This is a genomic window from Kitasatospora cheerisanensis KCTC 2395, from assembly GCF_000696185.1.
GTDB classification, from domain to species: Bacteria; Actinomycetota; Actinomycetes; order Streptomycetales; family Streptomycetaceae; genus Kitasatospora; species Kitasatospora cheerisanensis.
In genome coordinates, this window is record NZ_KK853997.1 from 7435106 (window position 1) to 7447200 (window position 12095).

At 71.8% G+C, this 12095-nt stretch carries 7 protein-coding genes and 1 pseudogene; 5 read left to right on the forward strand and 3 right to left on the reverse strand.

Going from position 1 to position 12095, the window contains the following annotated elements; all coding sequences use genetic code 11:
- Positions 1–213: 213 nt before the first annotated feature.
- Positions 214–2628: a glycoside hydrolase family 2 protein gene (locus KCH_RS33455; RefSeq protein WP_035869464.1), complete on the reverse strand. Its 2415-nt coding sequence runs from the start codon at positions 2626–2628 to the stop codon at positions 214–216.
- A gap of 503 nt (positions 2629–3131) precedes the next feature.
- Between KCH_RS33455 and KCH_RS33460 the strand changes: the two genes are divergently transcribed.
- Positions 3132–4172: a LacI family DNA-binding transcriptional regulator gene (locus tag KCH_RS33460; protein ID WP_035874959.1), complete on the forward strand. Its 1041-nt coding sequence runs from the start codon at positions 3132–3134 to the stop codon at positions 4170–4172.
- Between the two features lie 28 nt (positions 4173–4200).
- Here the strand turns inward: KCH_RS33460 and KCH_RS33465 are convergent, their stop codons facing one another.
- Together KCH_RS33465 and KCH_RS33475 are read right to left on the reverse strand one after the other, a co-directional pair.
- Positions 4201–5226, reverse strand: a complete 1026-nt coding sequence (locus KCH_RS33465; protein WP_035869467.1) for a LacI family DNA-binding transcriptional regulator — start codon at positions 5224–5226, stop codon at positions 4201–4203.
- Between the two features lie 1056 nt (positions 5227–6282).
- On the reverse strand, positions 6283–7284 hold the full coding sequence (locus tag KCH_RS33475; RefSeq protein ID WP_084224305.1) for an ROK family protein: 1002 nt from the start codon (positions 7282–7284) through the stop codon (positions 6283–6285).
- 347 nt (positions 7285–7631) lie between these two features.
- Here KCH_RS33475 and KCH_RS33480 point away from each other — a divergent pair, with 347 nt between their 5' ends.
- The 4 genes and pseudogenes from KCH_RS33480 to KCH_RS40450 form a co-directional block, all read left to right on the forward strand.
- Positions 7632–8936, forward strand: a complete 1305-nt coding sequence (locus tag KCH_RS33480) for an ABC transporter substrate-binding protein (protein WP_035869473.1) — start codon at positions 7632–7634, stop codon at positions 8934–8936.
- 40 nt (positions 8937–8976) lie between these two features.
- Positions 8977–10002, forward strand: coding sequence for a carbohydrate ABC transporter permease (locus KCH_RS33485; RefSeq protein WP_425268924.1), 1026 nt, complete (start codon positions 8977–8979; stop codon positions 10000–10002).
- Positions 9999–10880, forward strand: coding sequence for a carbohydrate ABC transporter permease (locus tag KCH_RS33490; protein WP_035869479.1), 882 nt, complete (start codon positions 9999–10001; stop codon positions 10878–10880). Before KCH_RS33485 ends, KCH_RS33490 begins: the two co-directional genes overlap by 4 nt.
- Positions 10881–10980: 100 nt before the next feature.
- Positions 10981–12001, forward strand: a pseudogene (locus KCH_RS40450) (LacI family DNA-binding transcriptional regulator); the annotation flags it as partial.
- Positions 12002–12095 lie beyond the last annotated feature (94 nt).

Genomic DNA, 12095 nt, shown 5'->3' on the forward strand with positions numbered 1-12095 from the left:
ACGGGCAGGGAGCGTGCACCGGCGATCAAGGCCCGCCGGTGCACGGACGGGGGATACCTGGCCGCTCCTCGAAGACCAGGTAAGCCCGGTCGGGCAGTTCGGGGCCCCTGCGTCAGTGACGATGCGGGCAACCGGCCTAGGCTCGCTGCTGTGGGCCGACGGGGGCGACAGCAGCGAGCCGTGGTCACGTGACGGGGCCTCAGGGGAGCCTGGTCACGCGGGTTCCACGCAGTACACGGCGGTGCGGGCGGCGTCGGCGTCGGTGCCGGCCGCTCCGGTGACCCGGATCCGGGCCTGTTCGCCTGCGAGCAGGGTCAGCAGGCCGCTGTCGGCGACCGCGTCGGCGGCCAGCCGGTCCGCCTGGACCAGCAGGTCGCGGACCAGGGTGCGGGCGGTGACCACGATGTCGATGGCCGTGTCGTCGCCGGTCACCGGCTCCACGGTCAGGTCGAACGTGGGCTGCTCGTAGTCGAACTCCTTGTCGGTCACCGGGAAGTACACCGCGCGCAGCCCGTCGGCGTCGGCGGCCAGGAACTCCTTGGTCGAACCCACGGCCGGAGCCAGCGCCTTCGGCACGGGCAGGCGCAGGACCGACCGGGCCTCGACGGTCAGGGGAATCTCGGTCGTGGTGGTCGCGGTGCCGTCGGCGGCGACCTTGCGCAACGTGACGACGGTGTTCCAGGGCCGGGCGGCCTGGTTGGCCAGGGCAAGGGTGGGGGTGGCGTCGCTGCCGTCGCCCGGCTGGACCGTGACGAGCCGGTCGGCGTAGACGCGGCGCAGCTCGTACCAGAGCGGCTTGAGCCGGCCGTCGCCGTCGATCGCGGCCCAGGAGGAGACCGGCCAGCAGTCGTTGAGCTGCCAGACGACGGTGCCGGCGCAGCGGGGCCAGTGGGAGCGCCAGTGCTCGATGCCGGTGGCGACGGCGCGGGCCTGGACGACCTGGGTCAGGTAGTGCCAGCGGTCGAAGTCGGCCGGGAGGCCGAAGTGGTGTTCGACGCCGCGGTCGAGTTTGGCGTTGCCGTTCTCGGCCTTCTGGTGGTGCAGCATGCCGGGCGAGTCGGGGGCGAGTGTTTCGTCGGGGAGGGTGCGGCGGAGGGTGGCGTGGGCGGGCGGGGCCTGCCAGCCGAACTCGGCGACGAAGCGCGGGACGGTGGCGCGGTACTCGGCGTAGTCCTGACGGTTCCACACCTCCCAGGAGTGGTGGGTGCCGTGGTCGACGTCGTTGGGGTGGTGGTCCCAACTGCCGGACCAGGGACTGCCGGCGGTGTAGGGGCGGGTGGGGTCGAGTTCGGCGACGATGCGGGGCAGCAGGCCGAGGTAGTAGCCCTCGCCCCAGGAGTCGGTGGCGAGTTCCTCCTCCCAGCCCCAGTCGCGGAAGCCCCACAGGTTCTCGTTGTTGCCGTTCCACAGCACCAGCGAGGGGTGCGGCATCAGCCGCACCACGTTGTCGCGGGCCTCGGCCTCGATCTCGCCGCGCAGCGGCTGCTCCTCGGGGTAGGCGGAGCAGGCGAAGAGGAAGTCCTGCCAGACCATCAGGCCGAGCTCGTCGCAGGCGTCGTAGAACGCGTCCTGCTCGTAGATGCCACCGCCCCAGACCCGGATCAGGTCGATGTTCGCCTCGGCCGCGCGGGCGAGGCGCTCGCGGTAGCGGGCGGGAGTGACGCGGGTGATCAGGGTGTCGTCGGGGATCCAGTTGGCGCCGCGGACGAAGAGGCGGACGCCGTTGACGACCAGGGTGAAGCCGCTGCCGTGTTCGTCGGCGGAGGTGTCGAGTTCGACGGTGCGGAAGCCGATGCGGCGGTGCCAGGTGTCGAGCGGGCCCTGCTCGTCGGCGAGCTCCACGTCGAGGTCGTACAGGGCCTGGACGCCGTGGCCGCGGGGCCACCACAGGGCGGCGTCGGCGACGTGCAGGACGAGAACGGCGGTGTCCTGCCCGGCCGGGACGGTGACCGTGGCGGTGTGGTCGCCGATGGCTGCGGTGGCCGTGAGCTCACGGTCGGCGCCGGTGGCGGTGCGCTCGAGGTCGAGGTGGAGTTCGACGGTGCCGGTGGTGCCGTCGACCGTGGTGCGGGGGCGCACGCCGGCCAGCCGGGCGGTGGACCAGCGCTCGATGCGGGCGGGCCGCCAGATGCCGGCGGTGGGCAGGGTCGGGCCCCAGTCCCAGCCGAAGCTGCTGGCCATCTTGCGGATGTACTGGAACGGCTCGGGGTAGACATTGGGCCGGTCGCCGACGAGGGCGCGCACCCTCTCGGCCTCGCGGTAGGCGCTGGTGAAGTGCACCGCGAGCTCGCCGGACAGGCCGGTGGCGTCGAAACGGTAGCTGCGGTGCATGTTGCGGGTGGAGCCCAGCTCCGTGCCGCCGAGGGTGAGGGTGGCGGCGGTGTCGAGGCCGTCGAACACCAGGTCGGTGCGCTCGTGGCGGCTGCTGCTGTCGGGCAGGTCGAGCGTGTAGGTCCAGTCCTGGCGGCCGACCCAGGCGACTGCGGTCTCGTTCGCCTCCAGGAACGGGTCGGGGATCAGCCCGGCCTCCAGCAGGTCGGTGTGGACGCAGCCGGGCACGGCGGCGGGGAGCCGGTTGCCCGCGTGGTGCAGGGTCCAGCCCTGGTCGAGGTGTGTGACGTCCTTCATGGTGCGGCTCCGTTCGCAGCGGGGTGGTTCTGGAGGCTGGCGGGAGCAACCGTAGCCCGTCCGATCAACGCTGTCCATAAACCGGTTAGGCAGCGGCTTCTCGCTCGATCGATGACGAATATCCTCTGTCAATCCAGGGGATGCTGCCGCGCGAGCCGGGTGGAGATCCAACGGTGACAGCGGATTGTCTTTACCGGTTCGTCGAGAACGGTGATCGTTGCACCGCGGGCTGTCCCCAGGTCCGCAGGCGGTGTCGGCCGCCCGGGCGGCGCCAAGTGTCGCGGTGCTCGATCCCGGGGCGGCGAGAGGGTCTCAAAGGAGGGGCTCAGGTCGAATTGACCGGTAAAGCCGTGCGAGCGGTACGGTGGCCGGGCTGCACTGCCAACAAGCAGTTAACCGGTTGTCCACGATGGGCAGGGTTGGCTACTGCGGGCGGCCGCGCCCGTAGTAGCTTGGGGGCGGAAGGTCTGCCTCGTCGGTTCGGAAGGGTCCTTGTGGATCAGGTGTCTCCGCAGCGGAAGCGGGCCGGGAGGCGGCCCACGATCGCCGACATCGCCAAGATCGTCGGCGTGTCGAAGGTCTCCGTCTCGAATGCGCTGAACGGCCAGCCGGGCGTCTCGGAGGCGACCAGGGCCCGGATCGCGGAGGTCGCGGAGGAGATCGGGTTCGTGCGCAACAGCGCCGCCCGGGCGCTGAGCGGGGCGAAGTCCTCGGCGGTCGGCCTGGCCCTGGCGCGGCCGGCCCGGATGCTGGGGACCGAGCCGTTCTTCATGGAGCTGATCGGCGGGATCGAGAACGTCCTGTCCGACGCGTCCTACTCGCTGGCGCTCCAGGTGGTCTCGGACCACGAACGCGGGCTGGAGGCGTACCGGCGCTGGTGGGGCGAGCGGCAGATCGACGGCGCGATCCTGGTGGACCTGCGGGAGGACGACGCGCGGGTGCCGGCCCTGGAGGAGATCGGCCTCCCGACCGTCGTCATCGGCCACCCGTCCGGATCCGGCAGCCTGACGCCGGTGTGGTCCGACGACGCCGCCGCGATCCGCGAGACGCTGGAGTACCTCGCGGCGCTGGGCCACCGCAGGGTCGGCCGGGTCGCCGGGCTCACCGGCCTGGTGCACACCTCACAGCGTGACGCCGCCTTCGCCGCGGTGTGCCGGGAACTGGGACTGGAGGCCGCGCCGGTCATCCACACCGACTACACCGGCATGGAGGGCGCGCGGGCGACCCGGCGCCTGCTGCTCTCACCGGCCCGGCCCACCGCGATCCTCTACGACAACGACATGACGGCTGTCGCCGGCCTTTCGGTGGCGCAGGAGATGGGGCTCCGGGTCCCCGAGGACCTGTCGATCGTCGCCTGGGACGACTCCCCCCTCGTCCAGGTGGTACGGCCTCCGCTCACCGCGCTGACCCGGGACATCCACGCCTACGGCGCCCACGCCGCCCGGATCCTGCTGGCACTGATCTCGGGCGAGAAGAGCGAGGGCTACGAGGACGCCGCTCCGCAGCTGACCCCCCGGGGGAGCACCGCCGCGCCTCCCGCGTGAGCTGTGCCGCCCCCGGAGCGGGCGGGGCTCAGGGCCGGCGCGGCGGCCCGGTGGTGCCGCGCGGGACCAGGACGGGGGTACCGGAGACCCGGGACTCGGCCCGTCCGGTGGCCAGCAGTTCGAGCAGGCACCGCGCGACCTCGGAGCCGAACGCGAACGGGTCGTGGCTGAGGGCCGACAGGCCGGGCCGGGTGATCTGACACAGGTCCGAATCGTCGCAGGCGACGATCGACAGGTCCTCGGGGACCCGGAGCCCCGTCTCCTGGGCGGCGGCCAGGCCGGCCACGGCCATGAGGTCGTTGTCGTAGACGATCGCGGTGGGCCGGTCCGCGGCGCCGAGCAACTCCCGGGTGGCCCGGGCGCCCTGATGGGCCGACAGGTCGGTGGGCAGGTTGCGGTGGCCGTCGAGGGACAGCTCGGCGGCCACCGCCTCGAACGCCCGCGAGCGGACCAGGGCGCTGCCCAGCCTGGCCGGGCCCGCGACGTGGGCGATCCTCCGGTGCCCGAGGACGGCGAGGTAGCGCACCGCCTCCGTGATCGCCGCCGCCTCGTCGTTCCAGACCGCCGGGAAGGGACCGCTGAGGTCGGGGTGGGTGACGGCGACCACCGGCATGCCCAGCCGGTGGGTCGGCTCGATCCGGGGGTCGTCCGCCGTCACCCCGGTCAGCACCGCGCCGTTGACCTGGCCGGACTGCCACCACTTCTTGAAGAGGGCGACCTCCATCTCCCGGCTGGTGGTGAGGTGCAGCAGCAGGGAGCAGGACTGCTCCGAGAGGACGTGCTCGATGCCGCCGATGAGGGCCATGTGGAGCGCGTCGAGGCCTTCGTCCACGGCTTCGCGGCTGATCGCCATGCCGATGGTGTGCACCTGGGGTCCGCGGGCCAGCGAACGGGCGGCGAGGTTGGGGGACCAGCCGAGCTCGCGGGCGGCCTCCGTGATGCGACGGCGGGTCTCCTGCGAGACGCCGGGCCGGTTGTTGAGGGCGAGCGAGACGGCACCGGCGGAGACCCCGGCGCGCGCGGCGACGTCTCGGATCGTCACCCGGTGCTGCATGCTGTTCCCCTCCGACGGCTGATCGGCCCGCGACACGCGTCACGCTCTCGGGGGTCATCCTGTCAGGTCGGGCCGCTGCCGAACCCGCCGACCGCTTTCGGGTCACCCGCGGGCGGCGGGTCCTGCTCCGCGCATCCCGGCGGTCAGGCGGGTGGGGAGCTCGACGCGCGGGCCGAGCCGGCGCCGCCGTGCAGACGGCCGGACACCACCCCGGCGGCGGTGCGGGCGAGGAGCGCGAGGTCCCGGGGGAGGACGGTCGGGCCGGGTGCACGGAGCCCGACGGGTTCGAGGTCGTCGAACCCCAGCAGGGCCGGCCGCAGGTCCGGGGCCGCGAGTGTGACCAGGCCTCAGCGGTGAGCCGGTTGTCGGAGGCGAGCAGGGCCGGGACGGGTTCGGGCCCCTCCAGCAGGCGGGCGACGGCTCGCCCGACCCGGGACGGCGGGTGGGCCGGGGCCGATCCGTCGCGCGGTCACCGGCAGGTGCGCCAGGGCCGTCGCCTCCCGGTGACCGTGCAGGCGCTCGGCGCAGGTGTGGAGGTCCGGCGGGCCACCGACGGATCCCACCGGAGGGGACGATCACCAGGCCGTCGACCCGGCGGGGGCAGAAGGCCGTCGCCGGCTCGCGCTTCCGCTCGCCGCTCTCCGCGCAGGATCCGGTGACGAGCAGGCAGCCCGGCTCGGCCACGTCCGCGACGGCGCGGGCCGGCTGGGGTCGCCGATGTTCGCCAGGGGCAGGGCGATGCTCGCGGTCCGGCCGGTGCGCAGCAGGCAGGCCCTGTCGTGCGGCGGAATCCAACTCGGCGATGACGGCCCGGTCCTGTCCGGCCAGGGCTGAGGCCGCTCTCGCCGTTGACGACCCCGGAGACGGTCTTGAGGCCGACACTGGCCCGGGCAGCGACGTCGTTCTTGGCGGGGCCGGGGCTGGGGCCGGGTCTGCTGGTGGTCATCGGCGGTAGGAGGCGCGGGGTGCCGTTCGGGCCCGGTTCCCCGTCCCCTCTCGAAACGGTGCGGGCTCTTCCGGGGCCGGCGGCGGCAGGACCGTCCGGTGGAGCCCCAGTCAGCGGTGGGCGGGCAGTGCGGGGCGGGCGAGGGCGGCGGCGCCGACCAGGCCCGCGTCCGTGCCGAGCCGTGCGGGCACCACGCTCAGGCCGCGGGTGAAGGAGAGGGTGGCGTACGAGGCGAGGTGGCGGCCGAGGGGTTCGAAGAGGACCGGGCCGGCCTTGGCGACGCCGCCGCCGATCACTGCGGCCTCCAGTTCGACGAGGGCGGCGGTGGCGGCGATCCCGGTGGCGAGGGCCCGGGCGGCGAGGTCGTAGGCGGCCAGGGCGAGCGGGTCGCCGGCTCCGGCGGCGGTGGCGACCGCACCGGCGGTGGCGTCGCCGTCCGGGCCGGGCCGCCAGCCCAGTTCGGCGGCGGTGCGGGCGATGGCGGTGCCGGAGGCGAGTCCTTCCAGGCAGCCGCGGGAGCCGCAGGGGCAGGGGCGGCCATCGAGGTCGACGGAGATGTGGCCGAGGTGTCCGGCGTTTCCGGTCGGGCCGCTGTGCAGGCGGCCGTCGAGGACGAGGCCGGCGCCGACGCCGGTGGAGACCACCAGGCACAGGGCGTTGCGGTAGGGGCGGGCGGCGCCGCGCCAGTGCTCGGCGGCGGTCATCGCGACGGCGTCCCCGCCGAGGACGACGGGCAGGTCGCGGACGGCGGGGTGCTCGGCGGCTTCGGAGCGCAGCGGGAAGCCGCGCCAGCCGGGGAGGTTGACGGGGCTGACGGTGCCGGCGGCGATGTCGACGGGGCCCGCGCTTCCGATGCCGAGGGCCCGTACGTGCTGCCAGGCGGGCAGGCGGGCCAGGTTGTCGAGGACGTGGTCGACGGCGGCCATCAGCGCGTGCCGGTCGCCGTCGGCGGGAGTGAGGACCTGGAGCCGGTGCAGCAGGGTGCCGTCGGCGTCGACCAGGCCGCCCGCGATCTTGGTCCCGCCGATGTCGAGGGCCGCGATCAGCGGTCCTGCGGGTGGGCCGCTCGGTGCTGACCCAGCGGGTCCGGCTGCGAGGGCAGTACCGGCCATGTCGTAACTCATTGTGACGTCTCCGGGCGTGTGACTGGGGAGCGCCGCAGTGCTGGACGGGGCGCCGCCGGGGGTTCCCGGCGATTCTGACCCGCTCTGACAACGTTGTCCAGCGCCCGCCGATCGCAGTCGGATAACGGGCCGAGCGAGGCGATAAGTTAGGCAAACGTTTAGTAAAACGGACCTTGTTGTGTAACAAATCTCGTGGATATCAATGTTGACCGCTCTATGGACATGGCGGCAAAGTGACGTCTACGTTAAGCGTCCAGCAGCCAGGGGGGCCGGCCAGGTCCGCTGGGTGTCGCTTCCCCCGTGTCCGTAGACGATCAGCGCGAAGGATGAGCGAAATGCGAAGAGGATGGGTGGCCGTCGCGGCCGCGACCCTGGTGGTGCTCACGGCGTGTAGCAGCAACGGCGGCGGCGCTACCTCGGCCCCGACAGTCAACGCGGACCCGACCAAGGTGTCCGGCTCCATCACGGTCCTGACGAACCGCACGGACCAGCTGGGCGACGGCACCTTGGACAAGTACGCCGCCGAGTTCAAGAAGGTCTACCCGAACGTCAAGGTGAAGTTCGAGGGGATGAAGGACTACGAGGGCGAAGTCAAGATCCGCATGAACACCGAGAACTACGGTGACGTGCTGCCGATCCCCTCGGATCTGTCGATCGCCCAGTTCCCGAACTTCTTCTCGTCGCTGGGCGATGCCGCCGAGCTCTCCAAGCAGTACCAGTGGACCGACTACTCGACGGTCGGCAACAAGGTCTACGGCATCGCCAACTACGGCACCGTGACCGGCTTCGTCTACAACAAGAAGGTCTGGGCGGAGGCCGGGGTCGCCGAGTGGCCCAAGACCCCCGAGGAGTTCCTCACCGCGCTGAAGGCCATCAAGGCGAAGGGCGCCGCGACTCCGTACTACACCAACTACCACGACGGCTGGCCGCTGCGGCAGTGGACCGACGCCATCAGCTCCCCGAGCTGCGACCCCAGGGCCAAGGACGCGATGGCCGGCACCCCGCTGCCGTGGACCAGCGGCAACGACATCTTCACCATCGACAGCCTGCTGTACTCGGTGGTCAACGAGAAGCTCTCCGAGGCCGACCCGACCACCACCAACTGGGACAACTCGAAGGTCCTGCTGGCCACCGGCAAGATCGGCTCGATGTACCTCGGCTCCTGGTCCGTCTCACAGGTGCGCGACGCCGCCACCAAGGCCGGCGCGAACCCGGACGACATCGGCTACATGCCGTTCCCGTCCACCAGCGGCAAGTTCTGCACCGTCCTGCAGCCGGACTACAAGTACGCGATCAACAAGCACTCCAAGAACCAGGAGGCGGCCCGCGCCTGGATCGACTGGTTCATCAACAAGTCCGGCGCGGCCCAGGCCGAGCAGGGCATCTCCTCGGTCAAGGGAACCGAACTGCCCAGCGCGCTCAAGCCGTTCGCCGAGAAGGGCGTGCAGATGATCGGCCAGAACCAGGAGAAGCTGGCGACGGTCAAGAAGATCGACAAGGGGGCGGAGATCAACCTGGACGCCCCGGACTACCGGCAGAAGCTCGTCGACATCGCCCGCGGCGCCGCTCCCGGCGACCAGAAGTCCTACTTCGCCGAGCTCAACAAGAAGTGGTCCGAGTCGCAGAAGACGGTCGGCTGACCCACCGGAGACCGAGCGGCCCGGCCCGCGCCCACCCGCCCTGACATCGGGCCGGGCCGCGCCGCTCACCGGACGCCAGGACCTACGAAGGAACGAAGATGACTGCACTGCAGAGGGACCGGGGCACCGCGAAGCCCCCGCGCGGCCCGGGCCGGCCGCCGACGCGGCACGGGCCGGCCGCGGCTCCCGGCACCAGGGTGTCCGCAGGCACCGGTGGTTCACCCCGTGGCTCTACCTGCTGGTACCGCTCGGACTGCTGGTGACCTTCACCTACCTGCCGATCGCCGACATGATCGGCTACAGCTTCACCGACTGGGACGGAATCAGTCCGGAGAAGAACAACGTCGGACTGAAGAACTACACCGACCTGTTCACCCGCCCCGAGCTGTTCAAGGTCTTCCTGGTCAGCGGCGTCTACCTGATCGCCGCCGCGGTGCAGATCTGCCTGGCGCTGTACTTCGCCACCGTCCTCAGCTTCAACACGAAGTGCCGGAACCTCTTCAAGGGCATCCTCTTCTTCCCGTACCTGATCAACGGCGTCGCGATCGGCTTCGTCTTCCTCTACTTCTTCCGACCCCACGGGACCCTGGACTCCCTGCTCGCACTGGTGGGCATCCACGGCGACCACCTCTGGATGGGCGACCCGGACCTGGTCAACAAGTCGCTGGCGGGCGTCTCGGTGTGGCGCTACACCGGTCTGAACCTGGTGCTCTTCCTCGGCGCCATCCAGTCGATCCCGCCGCACCTCTACGAGGCCGCGGCCCTGGACGGCGCCAACCGCTGGCAGCAGTTCCGCCACATCATCGCGCCCAGCATCAAGCCCGTCATCAGCCTCAGCGCGATCCTCGCCGTCTCCGGCTCACTGGCCGTCTTCGAGATCCCCTACATCATGACCGGCGGCGCCAACGGCTCCCAGACCTTCGTCATCCAGAGCATCAACATGGCCTTCAAGTTCGACAAGTTCGGCCTCGCCTCGGCCAGCGCCGTCGTCCTGATCATCCTGATCCTGTTCGTCACCTGGATCCAGCGCCGCCTGGTGCCGGAGGAGAGGGTGGAACTCTCGTGACCGCCGACCCCGTCACCCCCGCCCGGCGCCCCCGCGCCGCGCGCAAGATCCACGCCCGGAGCGCCGTCGCCGGCGGTGCCAAGTACCTCTCGCTGGTCCTGGCCAGCGGCGTCGTCCTCGTCCCGCTGCTGGTGATCCTCCTCACGGCGCTGAAGACCCGTCAGGAAGCCCTCGGCACCGGCCCGCTGGACCTGCCGGGCGACTGGTTCAACCTCGAGAACTTCCGCATCGCCTTCACCCAGGGCAAGATGCTGCCCGCCTTCCTCAACACCGCCTTCATCCTGCTGATATCGGTGACCGGCACGGTCGTCATCGGCTCGATGACCGCCTACGCCATCGACCGGTTCGAGTTCCGGCTCAAGAAGCTCGTGATGGCGCTGTTCCTGCTGGCCAGCCTGGTGCCCAGCGTCACCACCCAGGTCGCCACCTTCCAGATCGTCGACGACCTGGGCGCGTTCAACACCCGCTGGGCGCCGATCCTGCTCTACCTCGGCACCGACATCATCTCGATCTACGTCTTCCTGCAGTTCATTCGCTCCATCCCGGTCTCACTCGACGAGGCCGCCCGCCTCGACGGCGCCAACAGCTTCACCATCTACCGGCGGATCATCCTGCCGATGCTCAAGCCGGCCATCGCCACCGTGGTCATCGTCAAGGGCGTCACCGTCTACAACGACTTCTTCATCCCCTTCCTCTACATGCCCTCCGGCGACCTGGGCACCATCTCCACCTCGCTGTTCCGCTTCCAGGGCCCGTTCGGCGTCAACTGGGAGATCATCTCGGCCGGCACCATCCTGGTCATCCTGCCGACCCTGGTGGTCTTCCTCGCCCTTCAGCGCCTGATCTACGCCGGGTTCGCCGCCGGCTCCAGCAAGTGAGCGGCGGCGCTCCGGGGGAGCCGGCCCGGCGGCACCGCACCTGCGCCGCGACGCCGCCGGGTCGCAGCACGCCGCGGAGCGCCGCACGGGCGGCGGGGCGATGAGCGCACGCGTCACCATCCGCGACGTCGCCGCCCGCGCCGGCGTCTCCGCCGGCGCCGTCTCCCTCGCCCTGAACGACCGGCCCGGCGTCTCCGGGCCCACCCGGCAGCGCATCCGGGCCGCCGCCGAAGAGCTCGGGTGGGCGCCCAAACCGGGCCGCCCGCAGCCTCGCCCGGCTCGCCCCCGGCAGCGAGACCATCGGACTGGTCATCGCCCGACCGGCCCAGCAGCTCGGCCTGGAACCCTTCTACACGGGGTTCATCTCCGGGATCGAGAGCGTCCTGGAGGGGCGCTCCGCGACGCTGCTGCTGCGCCTGGTGCGCGACCGCGAGCAGGAGATCGCCGTCCACCGCACCTGGTGGCGTGCCCGCCGGGTCAGCGGCGCCGTCCTGGTCGACCTCACCGAGGCCGACCCGCGGATCCCGGCCGCCGCCGCGCTCGGCATGCCCGCCGTCGCGGCCGGGCACCCGGCGCTGGCCGGGGAGAGGCTGGCCGCCGTGTGGACCGACGACTCCGCCGCGGTCGAGGACGCCGTCCGCTACCTGGCGATGCTGGGCCACCGCCGCATCGCCCGCGTCGGCGGGGACCCGGCCCTGGGGCACACTGCCATCCGCACCAGGACACTCCACGCCGTCACGGAGCAGCTCGGCCTCGAACCGCCCCGTAGCCTGCCCACCGACTTCTCGGGCCGGGCGGGCGCCCGCGCCACCCGGATGCTGCTGGCCTCCGCCGAGCGGCCCACCGCGATCCTCTACGACAACGACATCATGGCCGTGGCCGGCCTCGCGGTCGCCGCCGAACTGGGGTTCCGGGTCCCCGCCGACCTCTCCCTGATCGCCTGGGACGACTCCCAGCTCTGCCGGCTCACCCACCCCCCGCTCTCCGCGATGAGCCACGACGTCCACGGCTACGGCGCCCAGGTCGCCCGCACCCTGTTCGACGTCATCGAGCACCGGCGGCCGCCCGGCAGTGCGGCGGCCACGCCCGTGCTGGTGCCGCGCGGCAGCAGCGGCCCGCCGGCCACCCGACTCCATCCCCACCGACTCCCGGCCCGTCCCCGACTCCTCCTGAGGGTGAGGAAGCCGGGGGCCGGGCCGGGTCCACCGCCCCGGA

Excerpts from the sequence above, each read along its gene's own strand:
- KCH_RS33465 (WP_035869467.1), bottom strand. The coding sequence starts at position 5,226 with ATGCAGCACCGGGTGACGATCCGAGACGTCGCCGCGCGCGCCGGGGTC.
- KCH_RS33455 (WP_035869464.1), bottom strand. The coding sequence starts at position 2,628 with ATGAAGGACGTCACACACCTCGACCAGGGCTGGACCCTGCACCACGCG.
- KCH_RS33475 (WP_084224305.1), bottom strand. The coding sequence starts at position 7,284 with ATGGCCGGTACTGCCCTCGCAGCCGGACCCGCTGGGTCAGCACCGAGC.
- KCH_RS33480 (WP_035869473.1), top strand. The coding sequence starts at position 7,632 with ATGCGAAGAGGATGGGTGGCCGTCGCGGCCGCGACCCTGGTGGTGCTC.